The following is a 19,493-nucleotide window of genomic DNA, read 5'->3' on the forward strand; positions in this document are numbered from 1 at the left end:
CTTCGCGTCGACTCCGCCTGCCGACCGCGTGCGGTCACGGAGCGTCCAGCGCCCGGCCGTGCCGGAACCGGGTGCCCAACTCACCCGGGTCGATGATCGGTTCGGGGTAGTCGGGGGCGAGCAGCCAGGGGCGGTGGACGGCGGGGCCGGGCACGTGGGCGAGTTCGGGCACCCAGCGGCGGACGTACGCCCCGTCGGGGTCGTACCGGTCGGCCTGCCGCAGCGGGTTGAGCACCCGGTTGGGACGGGTGTCGGTGCCGGTCCCGGCCACCCACTGCCAGTTCAGCTGGTTGTCGGCGACATCGCCGTCGACCAGCAGCGACAGGAAGTGCCGGGCGCCGGTCCGCCAGTCCAGGTAGAGGCTCTTGGCGAGGAAGCTCGCGGTGATCAGCCGGGCCCGGTTGTGCATCCAGCCCTCGTGGGCGAGTTGGCGCATCCCGGCGTCGACGATCGGGTAGCCGGTACGGCCCTCCCGCCAGGCCCGGGCCTCGCGTTCGTCGCGGTGCCAGCGGTCGCCGCGCGGCCGGTAGTCCTGCCGCGCCGCGTCGGGGCGGGCGGCGAGCACCTGGTGGTGGAAGTCCCGCCAGGCCAGCTGCCGCAGGAACGCCTGCGCCCCGTCACCCTCGCGGCCCTGCACCCGGGCGGCCAGCTCGGACGGCGACAGGCACCCGAAGTGCAGGTACGGCGAGAGCCGTGACGTGCCGTCAGCGGCCAGGTCGTCGTGCTGCTGCGCGTACCCGTCGACGTCCCACCCCCGCCACTGGGCACGGGCCGCACCCTCCCCGCCGGGCGGCAGGCCGGGCGAGTCGGGGCGGGCGACGGGCAGGGGGTCGCTGCCGATCCCCTCGGGCGTCCGCAACGCCCGGGGCGCGCGATGCACGGTACGCCGCGGGGCCCGCAGCCAGGCCTGGTAGTACGGCGTGAACACCGCGTAGTGGTCGCGACCCGCCGGCGTCACCTGCCCGGCCGGCACCACCGTCAGCGAGGCCTCGTGCACGTGCAGCCGCTCCCCGAACACCGCCCGCAACCGCGCCTCCCGCCGCTGGGCGTACCCGCTCACGCCCGCCGCGACGTGCACCCCGCCCGCCCCGACCTCCGCGACCACCCGCGCCACCTGCTCGGCCGGGTCGCCGTGACGCACCGTCAACCGCGACCCGACCCGCCGCAACCCGGCATCCAACCCGGCGAGACACTCCGCCAGGAACGCCACCCGATTGGCCGCCGCGAACCCGGCCCGCCCCACCGCGGGATCCACCACGAACAACGGCACCACCTGCTCGGCGGCGGACACCGCGGCGTGCAGCACGGGATTGTCGTGCAGCCGCAGATCCTGCGTGAACAGCACGACGGCGACGGAAGACGAACGCATCGACACAACCCCCACCCTCCTCCCCACCCCCCACCCCCGCCACTCGCCCCGTTCGTGCAACGTTCACCCCCACCGCCACGCGCAACAACGCCTGACGCCCCGTCACCCGTAGACTCGACCACCCTGACGCCCCCCCGTGAGACCACCGATGCCCCGCCAAACCTCCCCCCGTCCCCCCACCGCCACCTCCCCCGCCTCCGCTACTCCCTCCACCTCCACTCCCTCCACCTCCACTCCCTCCACCTCCACTCCCCCTGCCTCTCCTGCCTCCACCTCCCCGGCTTCCTCCGCCGCCGCTCCCCCCACCACCCCGACCTCCACTCCCTCCGACTCCCCCGCCTCCACCGTCCCGGCTTCCCCCACCCCTTCCTCCACCCCCACCCCCGCCGGGCACCGCACCCCACCCGCCGTCACCACCGGCGAGGTCGCCCGCCGCCTAGGCGTCGCACCGGCCACCATCCGCTCCTGGGAACGCCGCTACGGCATCGGCCCGGCCGCGCGCGAGCCGGGACGGCACCGCCGGTGGAGCGCGGCGGACGTCGCGGTGCTGGAGGCGATGTGCGCGCTGACCGCGCGCGGCGTCCCTCCGGGCGAGGCCGCCCGTGTGGTGGCCGACCGGGGCGACCGCCCCTCCGTGACCACCGCGGCCCCGACCGCCCCCGGCGGCGGCAGCACCCTGCCGGTGGGACGGGTGCGGCCCGAGTGCCGGGGGCTGGCGCGGGCGGCGGTCCGGCTGGACGCCGCCGAGGTGTCCGCGATCCTCCGCCGGGTGCTGGCCGAGCTGGGCACCGTCACCGCCTGGACCGAAGTGGTCGTCCCGGCCCTTCGCGCGACCGGCCGCAAGTGGGCGACCGAGGGCGAACGCTACGTCGAGGTGGAGCACCTGCTGTCCTGGCACGTCTCGACCGCGCTGCGCGTCGTCGCCGACCGCCAGCCGCCCCCGGCGGCCGGACCGTGCGCCCTGCTGGCCGGCGCACCCGGCGAGCTCCACACCCTCCCGCTCGACGCCCTCGCCGCGGCCCTCGCCGAACGCGGCCTCCCCGTCCGCATGTTCGGCCCGGCCGTCCCGCCGCTCGCTCTCCTGGACGCCGTCGAGCGCACCGGCCCGGCCGCCGTCGCCCTCTGGTCCCAGACCCGCACCACCGCCGACCGCACCCTCGCCCACCGCATCACCGCCACCACCTGGGGCAACCGCGGCTCCCGCACCCACCCCCGCCTCCTCCCCCTCGGCCCCGGCTGGCCACCCCCGACCCTCACGACCACCGCCACCCCCCGCCCCCGCACCCTCGCCGCAGCCCTCGACCACCTGCAGCACCTCCTCGCCGACTGACCGGCCCGTCCACCGCCGGCCGTCCCCGACCGGGCCATCACCCGTCCCCGGGACGCGCCTTGACGCCCCGACAGGTCGCCTGCGATCTTGTCCCGGGCCGGGGGGCGAACCGATTCCCCGGTGTGACGGCATCGAGGGGGAATCCGATGGGCGGGACCGAGGCGTTTCGGCGGCGGGCGCTACTGGCGGGAGCCGTCGCGGGGGTGGCAGTGGCGGCGACCACCACGACGCCCGCGGCCGCGGCCGGCGGCGGCGGGACGGACTGGTTCGACGTCAAGGCGTACGGCGCGGTCGGTGACGGGGTGCACGACGACACGGCGGGCGTGCAGGCGGCGCTGAACGCGGCGGCCGCGGCGGGCGGCGGCACGGTGTACTTCCCGGGCGGCCGGTACCTGGTGGTGCCGACCGCCGGGGCGCCCGCCCTGCGGGTGGGCGGCAACGGGATCCGGCTGATCGGGGCGGGCAGCAAGGCCTCGATGCTGGTGAAGGGCGGCGACGGCATCCTGCTGCGGATGTCGGGCGCGGGCAGCGACCCGAGCGGGGCGACCCACCGCAGCTACTGCGCGGTGGAGAACCTCGGGTTCAACGGCGCCGGCCGCACCGGCCTCGTGCTGGAGCTGTACTACAACAACAACTCGGTGATCCGCGACGTCTACGTCACCAGCAACGCCGACGTCTGCATCGACGCGGTCGAGCTGTGGGACACCCGGATCTACAACCTGGTGGTGGAGTCCAGCACCGGCCCCGCCAACAGCAACGCGCACCCGAACATGTGGCTGCGCAACGCGTCCGCCGCCACCGGCTGGGGCTCCAGCACGGACAACGTCAACCAGGTGCACCTCATCGGCTGCCGGTTCGAGGCGTTCGGCACCGGCGCGCTGTGGATCACCCAGGGCCCCGGCAACGCCAACAACCCGAACGGCATCTACCTGACGGACTGCAAGTTCGAGACCTCGCAGATGCAGGGCGGCCCGCACCTGAAGGTCGACGCCTCCTGCAAGCACGTCCACGCCCGCGACATCTACGCGTACGCGGGCAACTTCGCGTCCGGCTACACCCCGCAGCCGCAGAACATCATCGCCTGGGCCGGCATCGCCTCCAGCCTGGAGAACGTGCTGATCGCCAACGGGTCGGTGGCGACGGTCAATTCGGGCGTCGACCTGTACGTCGGGCCGAGCACCGTCGCGGTGCTGCGCGACGTGGTCGGCCTGTACGGCACCAAGCCGACCGGCCACCACGTGTACTACGAGTCCACCAGCACCGGCGACTTCCGGGTCGAGAACACCTACGCCAACACCGGCAGCCAGGCCGGCGGCACGCTCCCGGTCAAGCACGCGCCCAACCCGGCCCTGCGCCAGGTCACCGGCCCGGTCACCGACGCCTCCTTCACCCGCCCGCCCGCCGACGGCACCCTCGCCGTCGACACCGTCAACCACCGCCTGTACGTCCGCGTCGGCGGCACCTGGCAGTGGACGGCACTCAACAACTGACCCCCGCCAGCCCCGCTCCGCCGCACCCACCCGAGGCCCCATGCACCCCTCCCACCCCACCTCCGGCATTCCCACCACTCCCCCCGTCCCCGGCACGGCCGGCTACGCGGAGGCCGCGGACACCCTCGCCGTCCAGTACGAGGAGGTCACCTTCGAGCAGGTCCACGCCCGGGTCCTGCACCTGCTCCCCGCCGCCCCGGCCCGCATCCTCGACCTCGGCGCGGGCACCGGCCGCGACGCCGCCGCCCTCGCGGCCCGCGGCCACCAGGTCCTCGCCGTCGAGCCGACCGCCGAACTGCGAGCCCACGGCCGCCGCCTGCACCCCGACCCGGCGATCACCTGGCTGGACGCCGCCCTCCCCGACCTGACGCTCCCTCACCACGCCGCCCTCGAAGCCACCTTCGACGCCACGTCCGACGCTGCCTTCGACGCCACCTTCGACGCCACGTCCGACGCTGCCTTCGACGCCGTCTTCGCCACCGCCGTCTGGATGCACCTCGCGCCGGCCGAACGCGAACGCTCCATGGCCCGCATCGCCGCCCTGCTCGCCCCGGCCGGCCGTCTCTTCCTCACCCTCCGCCACGGCCCGGTCCCACCCGGACGCGTCATGTACGACGTCTCCGCCGCCGAGACCACCACCCTCGCCGCCCGCCACCACCTCCACCCCGTCCACCACTCCGAACGCCAGGACCTGCACTCCCGCAACGGCGTCACCTGGTCCGAACTCGCCTTCCGGGCCGACCCCGTCCAGCCCTGAACCGCCCCGCGAGCACGCGCCGTTCACACGTCCCGGCGCCGTCGCCGGTCACACGTCCCGGCGCCGTCGCCGGTCAGACGTCGCGGCGCCGTACGACGAGCACCGCGAGGGCGACCGCGGTCAGCGGCCAGAGGGCGTAGACGAGCCAGCAGCCGGGGAGGGTGGCGGCGTAGCCCAGGGATCCGGGATCGGGCTCCCAGGTCTGGACGAGACGGGTCCAGGCGGCGGAGATCATGGTGTGCCTGATGTCGGCGGACCAGCGGTTGCCCTCGGAGAACATGGTGGGCAGCATCAGCAGCGCGAAGGCGCTGGTGAGCATGGTCGCGGCGGCATGGCGGAGCAGGACGGCGAGGCCCAGGCCGGTCAGGGCGCAGACCGGAGCCAGCAACGCGGAGGCCACCAGCGGGCGGAGCACGTCGGGGTGGGTGATCGGGACGTCGGCACCGTGCCCGCGCAGGACGGCCTGGGAGACCAGGAAGGACCCGAGGGCGGCGACCGTGCCGACGGCGGTCCACAGCACGGCGGTGACGACCGCCTTGGCCAGCACGACCGCGCCGCGGGCGGGGACGGCCGCGAGGGTGGTGCGGATCAGGCCGCTGCTGTACTCGCTGACGACGCCGAGGGCGCCCATGCTGCCGGCGACGAGTATCAGCGTCAGGTAGCCGGGCGAGGAGAACGCGTCGTAGGCCAGGAAACTGCCGGGTTCGGAGCCCGCGGCCCGGTCGGAGAACGTGGCCACGGCGGCGGACCCGATCACGAACAGGGTGATGAATACCAGCACCCACGGGGTGGAGCGCAGCGACCGTGTCTTGATCCATTCGGACGCGATCAGGTCGCGGAAGCGGGCGGGCGGCTCGGCGAGGGGGGCGGCCGAGCTGGTCGCGGGGGCGGTGGCGAGTGTGGTCATCGGGGCTGTCCTGCCTGGTATTCGACGCTGTCGGCGGTGAGTTCCATGAAGGCCTCTTCCAACGAGGCCGCCCGGGTGGTGAGTTCGTTGAGCAGGATCCGGTGCTCGAAGGCGAGCGCGGCGATCCGGTCCGTCGGCAGTCCGGTCACGACGAGCTTCTCGGTACCCGCGGACCCCTCCGGCTCGACCGACGCGCCGGCGGCGGTCAGCACCGCCGTCAGCTCGGCGGCCTGCCGCGTGCCCACCACCACGCCGGGGCTGGTGCTGCGGGCCGCGAACTCCCGTACCGACTCGGCGGCGATGAGCCGGCCCCGGCCGATGACGACGAGCTGGTCGGCGGTGTTCTCCATCTCCGACATGAGGTGGCTGGAGAGGAAGACCGTGCGGCCCTCGGTCGCGAGGCGGCGGAAGAGGCGGCGCATCCAGAGCACACCTTCCGGGTCCATGCCGTTGACCGGTTCGTCGAACATCAGCACCGGCGGGTCGCCGAGCAGCGCGGTGGCGACCCCCAGGCGCTGCTTCATGCCGAGCGAGAACCCGCTGATCCGGCGGCCCGCCGCCTCGGCCAGGCCCACTTCGTGCAGCACCTCGCCCACCCGGCGCGCGGAGATCCCGTTGCTGCGGGCCAGGGCCGACAGGTGGGCCGTGGCGGTGCGTCCGCCGTGGACCTGGCCGGCGTCCAGCAGGGCGCCGACGTGCCGCAGCCCGCGGGCGTGGCTGCGGAAGGGGACCCCGTTGACGGTGGCGGCGCCGCCGGTGGGCGCCTCCAGGCCGAGGATCATCCGCAGGGTGGTGGACTTGCCCGCTCCGTTGGGGCCGAGGAAGCCCGTGACCTGGCCCGGCCGCACGGTGAAGGACAGCCCGGCGACGGCGGTCCTGCCGCCGTAGCGCTTGGTGAGTTCCTGTACTTCGATCATGTGGACCACACTGCCGGGACGGGCCCCGGCCGGTCATGGGGCCGGGGACGGCAATCGCGGGGCCGGGTTGGCCCTGGGGCGTAAGCCCCCGGGAGGACGCCGCGGGGTCGGCGGCTGGATAGTGTCGCGGGATGATCAACCTACCGACCGCCCCGCCGCCCGCGACCGTCGCACCGTGCGGCCTTCGCACCGCGAGGGCGCACCTCCGATGACGCGAACGAACCTCACGGCCTGGGCGGGGGGCGTGCTGTACCTCCTCGCGGTGGCCCTGCTCGTGGGCGGCGCGCCGCGGGCTTCCGGCACGGTCCACGGCGTCGGGACACTGCTGGCGGCGAGCCTGCTCGTCGGCGTCCTGCGCAGGGCGCCGGTCCTGGCCCTGGCCCTGACGCTCCTCGGGTCCGCGGCCGCGGTGGCGGGTCCCCCGAGCTCCGCCGGTGCGGACCTGTCGGCTTCGTACCAGGGCCAGTTCCTGTCGTTCCTGGCGGTGGACCTGGTGCTGGGCTTCCTCGTCGCCACCCGCCCGCGGCGGGCCTCGGCCGTCGCGGTGGGCGTCTCCCTGGCCGTCCAACTGCTGCTCGTCGGCGGGTTCGCGCACGGCGACGGACTGGCCGTCAACCTCCTGATCGCCCTCCTCGCGATGGTCGCGGCCGGCACGGTCGGCCTGCTGAGCAGGGAGCGCCGCGAGCACGCGGTGGAGCTGCGCGCGCAGGCGGTGGCGGAGGCCGTGGTCGCCGAACGGCTGCGGATCGCACGGGAGTTGCACGACATGGTCGCGCACAGTATCGGCATCATCGCCATCCAGGCCGGGGTGGGCAGCCGGGTCATTCGCACCCAGCCCGAGGAGGCCCGCGAAGCCCTGCGGGCGATCGAAACCACCAGCAGGGAGACCCTGTCGGGTCTCCGGCGCACGCTGGTGGCACTCCGTCAGACCGACCCGGACACCGAGGTCTCGGCACGGGCCCCGCTCGCGCCGTCGCCCGGCCTGGCGGACCTCGAACGGCTGGTGGCGGCGACGGCGGACGCCGGCGTACGGGTCGACCTGCACCGCGGCGGGGACCAGCGCCCGCTGCCGGCCGACATCGACCTGTCGGCCTACCGTATCGTCCAGGAGGCACTGACCAACGTGGTCCGCCACGCGGGCACCGGGCACTGCCGGGTGACCATCGAGTACGGGGACGGGGACGGGGAGCTATCCGTGGAGATCGTCGACGACGGGCGCGGCACCGCAGCGGACGGCCCGACCCAGGGCTTCGGCATCGTGGGCATGCGCGAGCGGGTCGCGCTGCTGCACGGCCGCCTCAGCGCCGGGCCGCGTCCCGAGGGCGGCTTCCGGGTGGCGGCGCGACTGCCCCTGCCCGCGGCCACCGGAGCAGCGGCGGCGGCCCGATGACGGACCGTCACATCCGCGTCCTGCTCGTCGACGACCAGCCGCTGGTGCGTTCCGGCCTCCGCGTGATCATGGCCGACCACCCCGACCTGGAGGTCGTCGGCGAGGCCTCCGGCGGCGGCGAGGCGGTCCGACTGGTCGCGGACCTGTGCCCCGACGTCGTGGTGATGGACGTCCGGATGCCCGGCATGGACGGGATCGAGGCCACCCGGCTGATCACCGCCGGGCCGACCTCGGCGCGCGTCCTCGTCCTGACCACCTTCGACGAGGACGACCACGTCTACGGCGCGCTCCGGGCCGGAGCGAGCGGCTTCGTGGTCAAGGACATGGCACTCGACGACATCCTCGCCGCCGTCCGCGTGGTCGCCGCCGGCGACGCCCTGATCGCCCCGGGCGTCACCCGCCGCCTGATCGCCGAGTTCGCCGGCCGCCCCGCAGCCACCCCGGCCCGCTCCCCCCACGTGATCGAGGGCATCACCGAGCGGGAACGAGAGGTCCTGACCCTGGTCGGCCACGGCCGGTCGAACACCGAGATCGCGGAAGACCTCTTCATCACGGTGGCCACCGCCAAGTCGCACGTGTCCCGCCTGCTCACCAAACTGGGCGCCCGGGACCGGGTCCAGCTCGTGATCACCGCCTACGAGAGCGGCCTCGTCACCGCGGGCGTCAGACAGGCTGGATTGTGACGGTGCACAGCCGCTTGGTGGCCCGGGTCAGAGCCACGTACAAGTCCCTTTCCCCGCCGGGGCGAGCCGCGATGATTTCCTCGGGATCCATCACGACGACCCCGTCGAATTCCAGCCCGCGTGCTTCGGAGGCCGGCACGACGCGTGCGTGCTGAGCGATCCCTCGCTCCGTCAGTTCGCGCACCCTGGTGTCGGCGCAGATCACGCCCAGCAGTTCCCCCGGGTGCGCGGCGCTCTGGGCACGGAGTTCCTGGACGACCGAGGTGACCAACCCGTCCGGAGCTGTGGTCACCATGCGCGGGACCTCACCGCTGCGCAGTGACCGGGTGGGCTCCTGGTCCGGCGCGATCCGCGCGAGCAGGTCCCGGACGCTCTCCAGGATCTCCTGCGTGGTGCGGTAGCTGACGGTCAGGTGGTGCAGCCTGAACCGCGGTCCGACGTGGGGACTCAGGGCTTCCTTCCAGTCGCGCGCGGTCGCGACCGGGCCCGCCTGCGCGAAGTCGCCCACCAGCGTCATCGCCCTGGCCGGGCACCGGCGGACGATCATCCGCCACTGCATGGCCGTCAGTTCCTGCGCCTCGTCGACGACTACGTGCCCGTACGTCCGCTCGGGGGGACCGTCGACCAGGCTCGCCGCCTCGTCCAGCAACGGCACGTCGGCATCGGTCCACGGGTCGTCAGGACCGCGCAGCAGCAGGGACCGCTCCTGCGCGGTCAGCCGGGGCAGGTACGCGGCGAGCGCACCGGCGTCCGTCAGCAGCGCCTTCACCAGGTCACCGGGAGCCAGCCGCGGCCACAGCACCTCGACCGCTCGGTCGACGCCGGCGTCGTCGAGGAGTTCGGCGCGGACGGCGTCCACGTCCAGCTCATGGCCCGGACCCGGGTCGCCCGCCCCTTCGGCACGGTGCTGGGCGGCGCCCGTGAACCGGTCGAGGTCCAAGCCCGTCATCCTGGCGGCATCGGCGTCGATCTGCTCCAGGACGTCGCCCAGGTCACGTTGCATCGCGTCGGTGACGGCGTCGACCAGGAGCTCCCTGAACACCCGCCGCGCGCGGTTGTGCCCCGGTACGGCCACCACGGCGGCGTCGCGCGCCGTGGCGACCACCTCGTCGGACAGCTGGACCAGTTCCTGCCCGACCCGCACGGTGAAGCCCCCGGCGGGGGCCTGGTGGACGCGCAACACGCAGGCCAGGGCGTCGGCGAGGTCGGAGCCGCCCTTGAGCCGCGCCGCGTCGAACGGCTCCACCGCGTCCGTGGACACGCCGGCCAGCTCCCGGCAGGTCGCCAGCACGACGTCGTTCTCCCCGAGCGAGGGCAGGACCTGGGAGATGTAGTCGAGGAACCGGGTGTTCGGGCCCACCACCAGGACGCCCTCCTCCGCGGCGCGCGGGAACGCGTACAGCACGTAGGCCGCCCGGTGCAGAGCGACCACCGTCTTGCCGGTGCCGGGCCCGCCCTGCACCACGGTCACCCCGCGGTGGGCAGACCGGACGATCTCGTCCTGCTCGGCCTGCAGCGTCGCGACGGCCGCCTGCATCCTGCCCGTACGCCGCGCCGCCAGCGCCTCGGTCAACGGACCGTCCCCCACCACGTCCTCATCGGTCGGGGCGGTCCCGTCCAGCAACTCGTCGCTCACCGAGACGACCGTGCGCTCCTCGAGGCGCAGGTGCCGGCGCCGCCGCAGGCCCATCGGGTGGACCGGTGTCGCCTCGTAGAACGGCCGCGCCGCATTCGCGCGCCAGTCCACCAGCAGCGGCAGCTCGTCCTCGTCCCTGTGCAGTCCGATCCGCCCGATACGCAGGGCCGTGCCGTCCGCCCAGTCGACGCGCCCGAATACCAGCCCCTTTTCGGCGCCCTCCAGCCGGCCGATTTCCGTGGCCAGACGCTCGGCGGCGATTTCCCTCTCGTACGCCTCACCAGCGCTTTCCGCCGGGGCCTTCAGCACACTCGCCCGGTCTACTTGCGCCGCGGACAGCCGCTCGGAGAGCACCCGATAAAGGGAGGACACATAATCCCGCTCCGAGTCAACCGCACGCGCAGCAGGGTCATTCGCTTTCGACAACAGCAGGCTCCTTCGGTTCGAGCCACACCATACGGTTGTCGTTCCGTCAAGGTAAGTCTTGACTTACCCGGCGAATCCATGTCCCTGCCAAATGAATTCCGCTGTTCCGCATATCGCCAATTGCACTCCCGATACCGCGCAGCTCATGATCGGCCGGAAATCTCCCCGTCACCGCCGTCGAGTCCGGACCGCATACCGAGCCACTGCTCGGCCCCCCACGCCTCGAACCGCTCCACCTCGGTGAAGCCCAGCTTCGCCGCGAGCCGCATCGAGGAGACGTTGGCGCTCTGGGTGGTGAGCACCACCGGCTCCCCGGGGAGCACCCCGGCCAGCCAGTCGAGCGCTGCCGCACACGCCTCGGCCGCGTACCCGCGCCCCCACGCCCGCGGGAGGAAGAGGTAGCCGAGGTCGACCTTCCCCGTTGCGGCCGGGCGGCGGTGCCCCGTGGCCCGCCTGAGCAGGATCTGACCGATCATCAGCCCGTCGAGGTCGACGACGAAGCTCCCGGGCCACCGCTCGGGCACCGCGGACAGCTCGCGCTCGAGCTCGTCCAGCGGCCGGGGACCGCCGAGATAGGTGTGCACCTCCGGCGAGGCGAGCAACTCGACGAACGCCGCCCGGTCCCGGGCCTCGGGCTCACGGAGCACCAGCCTCTCGGTCCTGATCGGCTCGGGCGGCCACACTATGCGTCCAAGATCGTCCATCCGCGCACGCTAACAGGCCACCGGCCCGACCCGACCGAAAACGCCGAACTCCACCCGGGCCGGCCCCTGACCAGCCCCTGACCGGCATCTAGACCGCGTCCGCCGCCACCGCCGGGACGTCCGTCCCCCACCTGGCGTCGCGACCGCTGAGCGCGAGCGCCCGCTCGAACGCGCTCGCACCGTCCGGCGCGGCGACCGGCTCCCCGTAGCCCCCGGTGGCCCGGGCCTGCTCGGCGAGCTGCTCCACCACGCCCAGCAGCACCGCGCCCGCCTCCTCGCCGACGGGGTAGGGCCGATCGGTGGCCCGGGCCAAGTCCCAACCGTGGATGGCGAGTTCCTGCAGGGTGACGGCCGCGGCGAGGCTCGAGGGCATCAGGCCCGGACCGAACTCCGTCTCACCCTCCATCGCCTCCGGCCGCAGCCAGGCCGCGGCCGCGCGCTCGGCCCCGGCCGCCACCTCGGCCGGGGCCGAACCGGCGGCGCTCGACGCCTCGCCCCGCGGGACCCGCGCGGCGGCCCGCTCGGAGTCGGCGAGGATCCCGCCGATGTGCTCCAGCAGCTCGGCGACCGTGAACCGCTCGCACGGGGTGGCGGCGGCCAGCCGGTCAGCCGGGACGGCAGCGGCCGCACCGGCGAACAGGGTGGCGAACTCGGTCATTGCAGTCTGCATGGCTGGCTCCTCGAATCAGTCGGCAACAGTCGAACCCATCGCTTTAGTCGAGACTAAAATAACGCCCCCTTGCCTCGCAAGCTGAAGCCTCGACTAAAATGTCATCCGTGGAAGCGGTCCAAGCGATAGCCGAACCCCGCCGGCGCGAGATCCTGCGCCTGGTCTGGGACGACGAGCTGTGCGCGAGCGACATCGCCGAGCGGTTCGACGTCACCTTCGGAGCGATCTCCCAGCACCTGAAGGTGCTGCGCGAGTCGGGCCTGGTGACGCTGCGCCAGGAGGGTCGCAAGCGGTACTACCGGGCCGACCTGGAGGCGATGGGGCCGCTGGCGGCCTACCTGCAGTCGATGTGGTCCGAGAAGCTGGACGTGCTCGCCGAGCTGGCGGAGGCCGCCGAACGGGCCGAGGGGTCGAAGGGGACCGGCGGATGACGGGCGATCAGGTGGTGCTGGAGCGGCGGATCGCCGCCCGGCCGGAGACGGTGTTCGCCTTCTTCACCGATCGCGAGAAGTGGCTCTCCTGGATGGGTCGGGACGGCGAGTTCTCCTTCACCCCGGGCGGCGCGTTCCGCACCAACGTCAACGCCGACCACCACGCCGTCGGGGAGTTCCTGGTCCTCGACCCGTACACCAGGGTGGTCTTCACCTGGGGCTGGGAGGACGGCGCCATGGCCGTGCCGCCCGGCTCCAGCACCATCGAGGTGACCCTGACCCCGGACGGCGAGGGCACCCTGCTCACCTGGGTCCACCGCGACCTGCCACCGGAGGCCCGCGCCCCGCACCGCGAGGGCTGGACGCACTACCTCGCCCGCCTGGCCACCCGTGCCGAGGGCGGCGACCCCGGACCGGACACACTCAACGGGTAACCCCCGGCAGGCCTCTGACTTACCGTCAGAGCTGGTACGCCCAGGGCGGGTTGGCCCCCGCCACGCCCACCGTCCGGGCCGCCACCCGCGTACCGAAGGCACAGGCCTCCGCCACCTGTTCCACCGTCAGCGACTCCAGTCGACCGCCCAACTGGCCCTGCCCGTCCAGGTGGTGGAGCAGCCCGGCGGTGAACGAATCCCCCGCGCCGACGGTGTCCACCACCTCCACCTCCGGCGCGGGCACCGTCACCCGCCGCCCGTCCAGCGAGGCGAACACGCCCCGTTCGCCGAGCGTCACCACGACCAGCCGCGCCCCGGCCGCGTGCCACCGGTCGCTTGCCTCCTCCGGCGACGCGCCGGGCAGCAGCACCGCCAGGTCGTCCTCGCTCAGCCGCAGCAGGTCCGCCAACTCGCACCACCGGCCCAGCCGTTCGCGGTACGCGGCAGGCTCGACCAGCAACGGCCGTACGTTCGGGTCGATCGAGATCGTCGCTCCCTCCCGGGCCCGCGCCAGCAACTCCTCGATCCGCCGCCCGCCGGGCTCCCGGACCAACGCCAGCGAACCCGTGTGCAGGCACACCGCATCCGTGCCGTCGGCAGCCGCCAACTCCTCGGCGGTCCACTGCCAGTCCGCGGTGCCCTCCGCGTGGAACGAGTACCGGGCGTGCCCCTGCTCGTCCACGGCCGCGACCGCGAGCGTGCTCGGCTCCGCCGCACTCACCACACCCGACAGGTCCACCCCCGCGCCGCCCAACTGCTCCCGGAACAGCACCCCGAACGGGTCGCCCGACACCCGCCCCAGGAACCGCGTCGCCGTCCCCAGCCGCCCCAACGCCACCGCCGTGTTGGCCGGCCCGCCGCCCGCCAGGACCCGCAGCACCAACTCCCCCGCCCGCCCCGCCTCCCGCTCCACGAAGGCGTCCGCCACGCATTCCCCCACCACCGTGATCGACCCCGCACCCATCCCCGACACCCCTCTCCACCAGCCCACCACCCGACCCAGCGGACTCCATCACCCACCCCCCACCAGCGTCAACGCCATCGCCCGCGCGTGCCGCGCCGCCCTCACCATGCGCACCTGTCAGTGCCGCGCTGTCAGTGGCGCGTGAAACGCTCCGGGCCGGACGACGCAGCCGAACGGGAGGGAGACCCGAGATGTGGCAGCCGGGGGACGTCTGGCAGGTGCTGAGCGGCGGCGAGGTGGTGGGCGAGATCGCCGTCGACGAGGGCGACTGGCCCTGGCTCTCGGGCCACTTCACCTCGAAACCCGGCTTCGACGCACTGCGGCCGCTGTTCGAACGGGAACTCGCGCTGGCCGAGGCGGAGGACTGGGACGCCTGGGAGCCGGTCGTCGAGGAGATCAGCCGCAACGTCCAACTCGCCTCCCCCAAGGGTCCGGTGACCGAGTTCCTGCTCCACGTCGACGGCGAGAGCGCCTGGTTCAGGTACTGATCACCGCCCCGTCCCGCTCCATCCGCCCGTCCCGCCCCACCCGCCCGGCGAGCTCGATCCGTCCCGCCAACTCCTCCGCCAACCGGGCCGCCGGCCCGCGCCGCCGCCGGGACAGCGCCAACCCCAGCTGCCGCCGCGGACTCGGCTCGGCCAACGGCAGCGCCACCAGTTCCGCCTCCCGCGCCAACCCCAGCTGGGGGATCAGCGCGATCCCGACCCCGGCCCGGACGAGTGACTGCGCGAAGTCGTAGTCCGTCGCCGTACAGCACACCCGCAGCTCCACACCCGCCAGCTCCGCGTACCGCGCGAACTGCGCCGCCGACTTCCGGCAGCCCAGGATCCAACGCTGGTCGGCCAGTTCAGCCAGGTGCAGCGGCCCGCCGGTCCCGGCCGCCAGCACATGCCCTCGCGGCACCACCACCCGCAACGGGTCGACGCCCAACGGCGTCCAGTCCAGGCCCGAACGGTCACCCGGCCGGGACGGTGGCGGCCCGTCGAAGTGGTACGCGAGCGCGAGGTCGGCGCGGCCCTGACGGACGGCGGGCAGACTCTCCTCCGGCTCGCCCTCCAGGATGGTCAGCTCCACCTCGGGGTGGTCGGCGACGAAGCCCGCCAGCGCCGCGGGCAGCAGCCGACGGCCCGCACTGGCGAAGGTCGCAACGGTCAACGCCGTCCGCTCGGCGGTCAACCGGTCGAGCCGCTGCTGGGCGTCGACGAGCTCCGCCGCGATCGCCTCGGCCGCCTCCACCAGCAGCCGCCCCGCGTCCGTCAACGTCACGCCCCGAGTGGACCGCTCCACCACCGCACTGCCAAGTCCCCGCTCCAGCGCGGCAATCTGCTGCGACACCGCAGACGGCGTGCAGTGCAACACGGCCGCCGCCCGGTTGAAACTCCCCAGCCGCGCAACCTCCCGCAACACGGCCAACCGCTGAACGTCGATCAACAGTCCCCCTTACGACCAACCACCCATCTACACACTACCGCTGTAAACCAACCCCCAGCAGACTCTCCTCATCCGAACCAGCCCCCCACCACCCCCACCACCCTCCCGCCCCCATCTCCACCCCCTCCCAACTCCCCCACCTCCCAACTCCCAACTCCCAACTCCCCCACCTCCCAACTCCCCCATCCGCAACTCCGCCCCCTCCCAACTCCCCACCTCCACCGCCTCCCCCACCTCCACCCCCTCCCCCAGCTCCATCCCCCACCCCCTCCCCAGCTCCAACTCCACCTCCCTCCGAAGGAGCCCCCATGCACGTGTGCGTCATCGGCGGCAGCCGCTACTTCGGCCGCCTCCTCATCTCCCACCTCCTCGACGCCGGAGCCACCGTCACCGTCCTCAATCGCGGCTCGGTCCCCCCACCCCCCGGCGTCACCCACCTCCTCGCCGACCGCGACGACGAAACCGCCCTCCGCGCCGCCCTCGCCGGCCGCCACTTCGACGTCGTCATCGACCAGGTCTGCTACACACCACGTCAAGCCGCCCTGGCCACCCGGGTGTTCGCCGACCACACCGACCGCTACGTGATGACCTCCACCGTCGAGGTCTACGCCGACCTCGGCCGCCCTGGCGGACCACTGCTGCCCGAGTCCGCCCTCGACCTCACCTCGCATCCGATCGACCTCGAACTCCCCTGGCACGAACCGCAGTTCCTCGAGTCCCACTACGGCGAGGGCAAGCGCCAGGCGGAGGCCGTACTGCTCCGCGACGCCGCCTTCCCGGTCGCGACCGTCCGCACCGCCCACGTCCTCGGCGGTACCGACTTCACCGGCCGCCTCGCCCACTACCTCGACCGCATCACCGCCGGCCGCCCCGTCACCGTCCACCCCGACCCGCAGGCCGCGTCCTTCGTCCACGCCCCGGACATCGCCCGCTTTCTCGCCTGGACCAGCACCGCCACCTTCACCGGCCCGATCAACGCCTCCTCCCAAGGCACGCTCACCGCAGCAGAGTTGAGCACCCTGATCGCCGACATCACCGGCTCCCCCACCCCGACACTGCACCCCACCAGCACCAGCACCGCCACCGCCACCGCCACCGCCACCACGGAGCCACCCTCCCCGTTCTCCTTCGACCGCGCCTACCCGATGGACACCCGCCGCGCCCGCGACCTCGGGTTCACCTTCGCCCCGCTCACCACCTGGCTCCCCCAGACCATCCGCGAGAGCACCCAGCGCTGACCACCTCCAAGCCGCACACCACCACCCGAACGAAGGCCACCATGCCCCTCACCACCCCAACTCCCGTCCCCCGCATGATCGGAGACGATCCCGTCGGACCGATCGGACTCGGCGCCATGCCACTCTCCGTCGAGGGCCGCCCGGACGAGCGACAGGCCCTCGCCACCCTCCACGCCGCGCTCGACGCGGGAGTCCGCCTGATCGACACGGCCGACTCCTACCACTGGCACGCCGACGAAGTCGGCCACAACGAACGGCTGATCGCCCGCGCCCTGGCCGCTCGCAGCCGCGACGCCGACCACGTCCTGCTGGCCACCAAGGGTGGTCGCGGCCGCCCCGGCGACGGCTCCTGGACGGTCGACGGCCGACCGGAGCACCTGCGCCGCGCGGCCGAGGCCTCCGCCTCCCGCCTCGACGTCGACACCATCGGGCTGTACCAGCTGCACAAGCCCGACCCGACCGTCCCGTTCGCCGAATCCGTCGGCGCACTACGCCAGTTGGCCGACGCCGGGACGATTCGCATGGTGGGCCTGTCCAACGTCGATCCGGCGCAGATCCGAGCCGCCCACCGGATCCTCGGTCCGCTGCTGGTCTCCGTCCAGAACAGGTTCTCCCCGGCTCACCAGGAGACCCGGGACACCCTCGACCTCTGCACCGAGCTCGGCCTCGCCTTCCTCCCGTGGAGCCCGCTCGGCGGCATCTCACCCAGCGCCGTCGACGACCCGACCACCATCCGGCCCGCCACCAGCGACACCCCGTTCCACACGCTGGCCGCCCGGTACGGCGTGAGCCCCCAACAGGTCTGCCTCGCGTGGCACTTGGCACAGTCCCCGACCGTGATCCCGATCCCCGGCGCCCGCCGCCCCGCCTCCATCCGCGACTCGACCGAGGCCGCCCACCTCACCCTCACCGCCGACGACCTGACCCACCTCAACTCAGCCGCGACCGCCCGCCACGCCGCCCTCGCCGCCGACGCCCCGACCCTCCGTCAGCGCACCGGCACCAGCAGCGCCACACCGTCACCGGACCACGCCACGCCCGCCCGGTGACAGCGCGAACCGGTACCACCGACGGTGCACCACCGGCTCGACGGTCAGCACGGCCGCGGCCGCGACGACACCGACCGCCAGTCCCGCCCACCCGCCACCGTTGAGGACAGCACCGGCACACGCCGCCACCAGCACCAACGGTCGTACCAGCGTCAACGGCCCGAGCCCCATCACCACCGCCAGCGTGCTGACCCGGAACGGCAGCAGGAAGTACCCGGCGAACGACAGCGCGACCACCGCCGCGTACACCGCGATCGGCAGCAGGTACCCGACCGCCCCGGCGGCCAGCACCGCGTACGCACGGCCCGAGTCGCCCGCCACCGCCAAGATCCCACACGCCGTCAGCACCGGCGCCAGCAGCAGCACCGCGCCCACCCCGAGCCCCCGCCCGGCGGACCGCACGACGGCCCGCCGCTTGCGGATCCGCGCATCCCGCCCGGCGTACGCCCGGAAGCCACTGAACGACGCGTCGATCAGGCCCAGCACCAGCAACGGCACCGCCGGACTCACCACGCCCCCTCCCCGCCCACCGCGCCACCACTCCCGTCGACGACCAGGCCACCATCCGACCCGCCACCGCTCTCCCGCCCCCGGCCGCTCCCCCACCCGGAACCGCTCTCCCGCCCACGCCCGATCCCCCACCCGGAGCCGTTCCCCGACCCCCGATCGCTCCCCGGCCCGCCGCCGCTCTCCCACCCCGGGCCGGCCAGCCGGCGCGCCGCCCGCCCCAACTCCCGCCGAAACGGCGCCTCCAGTTCGGGCCGCACGCCGATCACCGGTCGCAGCGTGGTGCAGAACGGGTTCGAGCGTCCGCGCGGTTCGAAGATCAACGGGTTCATGCCGGGGACGGTGGCGGCGCGCAGTAGCGTCTCGTCGGGGTGGGCTCGCCGCGCGGAGGCGACGCCGTCGTGGCGGCCGAGCGGGTGCCGCATCCGGGCCCGATGGAAGACCCAGGCGCCGATCGGGGCGAGGCCGTTCGCGGCGATGTCGAAGTGGCAGAACGCGGCGGCGGGCGAGGCGGCCTTGGCCCGGAAGAAGTCGGCCAGCGCGGGGGCGCTGAAGTGGTGCAGCACGCCGGTCGACACGTAGACGGTGGCGGGTTCGGCCAGGTCGAAGGCGTTTCCGCGGACGAACCGGCAGTCCAGCTCCTCGTCCCGGGCCAGCCGCTCGGCCTCGCCGACCAGGCCGCCGTCCAGGTCGACGCCGACCAGCTCGACGTCCGGGCCGAGCGCGCCGGTCGCGGCGAGCCTCCGGACCACGTAGCCGAGGCCGCAGCCCACATCGACCAGGCGGTACGGCCCGGGGTGCGTGCCGGTGGCGCGGATCGCCGCGAACAGCGGGCGCAGCAGTTCCAGCATCCGGTCGCCGATGCGGAGTTCCTCGCTCAGCCGCTGCAGCTCGGTGTGCACGCCGATCAGCAGCGCGTCCACGGCGTCCGGGTCGAGCACGCCGTCCCCGTCCACCGGCAGGTCGGCCACGATCCGGGCGGCCCGCCGGTCCCCGTTCTCCAGCAGTCGCCGTGTGACGTCCGCGCGCCGCACCGGGAGCCGGCGGCCCGAGTCCGGGTCGACGGCGGTGATCAGGTCGGAGATCTCGAGCGGGGACACGAGGCAGCACCCTACGTGCCGCGCCGATCGGCGGACCAGTCGCCACCCATTCGTCCACTG

20 protein-coding genes are annotated in these 19,493 nt (G+C 73.7%); 10 read left to right on the forward strand and 10 right to left on the reverse strand.

Annotated features, from left to right (window positions below; all coding sequences use genetic code 11):
* Positions 1 to 34: 34 nt before the first annotated feature.
* Complete coding sequence (locus tag ACWD4U_RS26170) at positions 35 to 1,369, reverse strand: cryptochrome/photolyase family protein (protein WP_363459420.1); 1,335 nt, start codon at positions 1,367 to 1,369, stop codon at positions 35 to 37.
* Positions 1,370 to 1,517: 148 nt separating this feature from the next.
* On the opposite strand from ACWD4U_RS26170, the gene ACWD4U_RS26175 reads away from it, so the two are divergent.
* The 3 genes from ACWD4U_RS26175 to ACWD4U_RS26185 all read left to right on the forward strand — a co-directional run bounded on the left by ACWD4U_RS26175 (position 1,518) and on the right by ACWD4U_RS26185 (position 4,946).
* Positions 1,518 to 2,699 carry a MerR family transcriptional regulator gene (locus ACWD4U_RS26175; RefSeq protein WP_363459418.1) on the forward strand — a complete coding sequence of 394 codons (1,182 nt, stop codon included), beginning with the start codon at positions 1,518 to 1,520 and terminating at the stop codon, positions 2,697 to 2,699.
* Between the two features lie 146 nt (positions 2,700 to 2,845).
* Positions 2,846 to 4,189 carry a glycosyl hydrolase family 28-related protein gene (locus ACWD4U_RS26180; RefSeq protein WP_363459417.1) on the forward strand — a complete coding sequence of 448 codons (1,344 nt, stop codon included), beginning with the start codon at positions 2,846 to 2,848 and terminating at the stop codon, positions 4,187 to 4,189.
* A gap of 40 nt (positions 4,190 to 4,229) precedes the next feature.
* Positions 4,230 to 4,946 (forward strand): class I SAM-dependent methyltransferase, encoded by a 717-nt coding sequence (locus ACWD4U_RS26185; protein WP_363459415.1) that lies wholly within the window; start codon positions 4,230 to 4,232, stop codon positions 4,944 to 4,946.
* Between the two features lie 73 nt (positions 4,947 to 5,019).
* Here the strand turns inward: ACWD4U_RS26185 and ACWD4U_RS26190 are convergent, their stop codons facing one another.
* Together ACWD4U_RS26190 and ACWD4U_RS26195 are read right to left on the reverse strand one after the other, a co-directional pair.
* A complete protein-coding gene (locus ACWD4U_RS26190; protein WP_363459413.1) occupies positions 5,020 to 5,853 on the reverse strand; it encodes an ABC transporter permease in 834 nt (277 codons plus the stop codon).
* Positions 5,850 to 6,770 (reverse strand): ABC transporter ATP-binding protein, encoded by a 921-nt coding sequence (locus ACWD4U_RS26195; RefSeq protein ID WP_363459411.1) that lies wholly within the window; start codon positions 6,768 to 6,770, stop codon positions 5,850 to 5,852. Before ACWD4U_RS26195 ends, ACWD4U_RS26190 begins: the two co-directional genes overlap by 4 nt.
* Positions 6,771 to 6,978: 208 nt before the next feature.
* On the opposite strand from ACWD4U_RS26195, the gene ACWD4U_RS26200 reads away from it, so the two are divergent.
* Together ACWD4U_RS26200 and ACWD4U_RS26205 are read left to right on the forward strand one after the other, a co-directional pair.
* A complete protein-coding gene (locus tag ACWD4U_RS26200) occupies positions 6,979 to 8,160 on the forward strand; it encodes a sensor histidine kinase (protein ID WP_363459409.1) in 1,182 nt (393 codons plus the stop codon).
* Positions 8,157 to 8,843: a response regulator transcription factor gene (locus tag ACWD4U_RS26205; protein ID WP_363459407.1), complete on the forward strand. Its 687-nt coding sequence runs from the start codon at positions 8,157 to 8,159 to the stop codon at positions 8,841 to 8,843. The genes ACWD4U_RS26200 and ACWD4U_RS26205 overlap by 4 nt, the downstream gene beginning before the upstream one ends.
* Here the strand turns inward: ACWD4U_RS26205 and ACWD4U_RS26210 are convergent.
* The 3 genes from ACWD4U_RS26210 to ACWD4U_RS26220 form a co-directional block, all read right to left on the reverse strand.
* Positions 8,824 to 10,851: a HelD family protein gene (locus tag ACWD4U_RS26210; protein WP_363459436.1), complete on the reverse strand. Its 2,028-nt coding sequence runs from the start codon at positions 10,849 to 10,851 to the stop codon at positions 8,824 to 8,826. The two genes, ACWD4U_RS26205 and ACWD4U_RS26210, sit on opposite strands and share 20 nt — an antisense overlap.
* 197 nt (positions 10,852 to 11,048) lie before the next feature.
* Positions 11,049 to 11,609 (reverse strand): GNAT family N-acetyltransferase, encoded by a 561-nt coding sequence (locus tag ACWD4U_RS26215; protein ID WP_363459405.1) that lies wholly within the window; start codon positions 11,607 to 11,609, stop codon positions 11,049 to 11,051.
* An 88-nt stretch (positions 11,610 to 11,697) separates the two neighbouring features.
* Positions 11,698 to 12,279: a TIGR03086 family metal-binding protein gene (locus ACWD4U_RS26220; protein WP_363459403.1), complete on the reverse strand. Its 582-nt coding sequence runs from the start codon at positions 12,277 to 12,279 to the stop codon at positions 11,698 to 11,700.
* Between the two features lie 107 nt (positions 12,280 to 12,386).
* Between ACWD4U_RS26220 and ACWD4U_RS26225 the strand changes: the two genes are divergently transcribed.
* Positions 12,387 to 12,710: an ArsR/SmtB family transcription factor gene (locus ACWD4U_RS26225; protein ID WP_363459401.1), complete on the forward strand. Its 324-nt coding sequence runs from the start codon at positions 12,387 to 12,389 to the stop codon at positions 12,708 to 12,710.
* A complete protein-coding gene (locus tag ACWD4U_RS26230; RefSeq protein ID WP_363459400.1) occupies positions 12,707 to 13,144 on the forward strand; it encodes an SRPBCC family protein in 438 nt (145 codons plus the stop codon). The genes ACWD4U_RS26225 and ACWD4U_RS26230 overlap by 4 nt, the downstream gene beginning before the upstream one ends.
* A gap of 25 nt (positions 13,145 to 13,169) precedes the next feature.
* Here the strand turns inward: ACWD4U_RS26230 and ACWD4U_RS26235 are convergent, their stop codons facing one another.
* A complete protein-coding gene (locus ACWD4U_RS26235) occupies positions 13,170 to 14,108 on the reverse strand; it encodes a carbohydrate kinase family protein (protein ID WP_363459398.1) in 939 nt (312 codons plus the stop codon).
* A 191-nt stretch (positions 14,109 to 14,299) separates the two neighbouring features.
* On the opposite strand from ACWD4U_RS26235, the gene ACWD4U_RS26240 reads away from it, so the two are divergent.
* The gene (locus ACWD4U_RS26240; RefSeq protein WP_363459397.1) at positions 14,300 to 14,596 is read left to right on the forward strand and encodes a hypothetical protein; all 297 of its coding nucleotides are present in this window, start codon (positions 14,300 to 14,302) and stop codon (positions 14,594 to 14,596) included.
* Here the strand turns inward: ACWD4U_RS26240 and ACWD4U_RS26245 are convergent.
* On the reverse strand, positions 14,586 to 15,515 hold the full coding sequence (locus tag ACWD4U_RS26245) for a LysR family transcriptional regulator (RefSeq protein WP_363459435.1): 930 nt from the start codon (positions 15,513 to 15,515) through the stop codon (positions 14,586 to 14,588). The genes ACWD4U_RS26240 and ACWD4U_RS26245 overlap by 11 nt on opposite strands.
* A gap of 332 nt (positions 15,516 to 15,847) precedes the next feature.
* Here ACWD4U_RS26245 and ACWD4U_RS26250 point away from each other — a divergent pair, with 332 nt between their 5' ends.
* On the forward strand, positions 15,848 to 16,777 hold the full coding sequence (locus ACWD4U_RS26250; RefSeq protein ID WP_363459395.1) for an NAD-dependent epimerase/dehydratase family protein: 930 nt from the start codon (positions 15,848 to 15,850) through the stop codon (positions 16,775 to 16,777).
* A 116-nt stretch (positions 16,778 to 16,893) separates the two neighbouring features.
* A complete protein-coding gene (locus ACWD4U_RS26255) occupies positions 16,894 to 17,826 on the forward strand; it encodes an aldo/keto reductase (RefSeq protein WP_449787320.1) in 933 nt (310 codons plus the stop codon).
* Here the strand turns inward: ACWD4U_RS26255 and ACWD4U_RS26260 are convergent.
* Entirely contained in the window at positions 17,797 to 18,339 is a 543-nt protein-coding gene (locus ACWD4U_RS26260) for a hypothetical protein (protein ID WP_363459392.1), read from the reverse strand. The genes ACWD4U_RS26255 and ACWD4U_RS26260 overlap by 30 nt on opposite strands.
* Positions 18,333 to 19,433, reverse strand: coding sequence for a class I SAM-dependent methyltransferase (locus ACWD4U_RS26265; protein ID WP_363459390.1), 1,101 nt, complete (start codon positions 19,431 to 19,433; stop codon positions 18,333 to 18,335). Before ACWD4U_RS26265 ends, ACWD4U_RS26260 begins: the two co-directional genes overlap by 7 nt.
* Positions 19,434 to 19,493: the final 60 nt, after the last annotated feature.

The organism is Kitasatospora sp. NPDC002522 (genome assembly GCF_053595195.1).

Bases quoted from the DNA above. Each gene is read 5' to 3' on its own strand.
- ACWD4U_RS26200 (WP_363459409.1), top strand. From the start codon at position 6,979: ATGACGCGAACGAACCTCACGGCCTGGGCGGGGGGCGTGCTGTACCTC.
- ACWD4U_RS26220 (WP_363459403.1), bottom strand. From the start codon at position 12,279: ATGCAGACTGCAATGACCGAGTTCGCCACCCTGTTCGCCGGTGCGGCC.
- ACWD4U_RS26190 (WP_363459413.1), bottom strand. From the start codon at position 5,853: ATGACCACACTCGCCACCGCCCCCGCGACCAGCTCGGCCGCCCCCCTC.
- ACWD4U_RS26230 (WP_363459400.1), top strand. From the start codon at position 12,707: ATGACGGGCGATCAGGTGGTGCTGGAGCGGCGGATCGCCGCCCGGCCG.
- ACWD4U_RS26195 (WP_363459411.1), bottom strand. From the start codon at position 6,770: ATGATCGAAGTACAGGAACTCACCAAGCGCTACGGCGGCAGGACCGCC.
- ACWD4U_RS26250 (WP_363459395.1), top strand. From the start codon at position 15,848: ATGCACGTGTGCGTCATCGGCGGCAGCCGCTACTTCGGCCGCCTCCTC.
- ACWD4U_RS26240 (WP_363459397.1), top strand. From the start codon at position 14,300: ATGTGGCAGCCGGGGGACGTCTGGCAGGTGCTGAGCGGCGGCGAGGTG.
- ACWD4U_RS26180 (WP_363459417.1), top strand. From the start codon at position 2,846: ATGGGCGGGACCGAGGCGTTTCGGCGGCGGGCGCTACTGGCGGGAGCC.
- ACWD4U_RS26255 (WP_449787320.1), top strand. From the start codon at position 16,894: ATGCCACTCTCCGTCGAGGGCCGCCCGGACGAGCGACAGGCCCTCGCC.
- ACWD4U_RS26175 (WP_363459418.1), top strand. From the start codon at position 1,518: ATGCCCCGCCAAACCTCCCCCCGTCCCCCCACCGCCACCTCCCCCGCC.
- ACWD4U_RS26170 (WP_363459420.1), bottom strand. From the start codon at position 1,369: ATGCGTTCGTCTTCCGTCGCCGTCGTGCTGTTCACGCAGGATCTGCGG.
- ACWD4U_RS26205 (WP_363459407.1), top strand. From the start codon at position 8,157: ATGACGGACCGTCACATCCGCGTCCTGCTCGTCGACGACCAGCCGCTG.
- ACWD4U_RS26215 (WP_363459405.1), bottom strand. From the start codon at position 11,609: ATGGACGATCTTGGACGCATAGTGTGGCCGCCCGAGCCGATCAGGACC.
- ACWD4U_RS26235 (WP_363459398.1), bottom strand. From the start codon at position 14,108: ATGGGTGCGGGGTCGATCACGGTGGTGGGGGAATGCGTGGCGGACGCC.
- ACWD4U_RS26185 (WP_363459415.1), top strand. From the start codon at position 4,230: ATGCACCCCTCCCACCCCACCTCCGGCATTCCCACCACTCCCCCCGTC.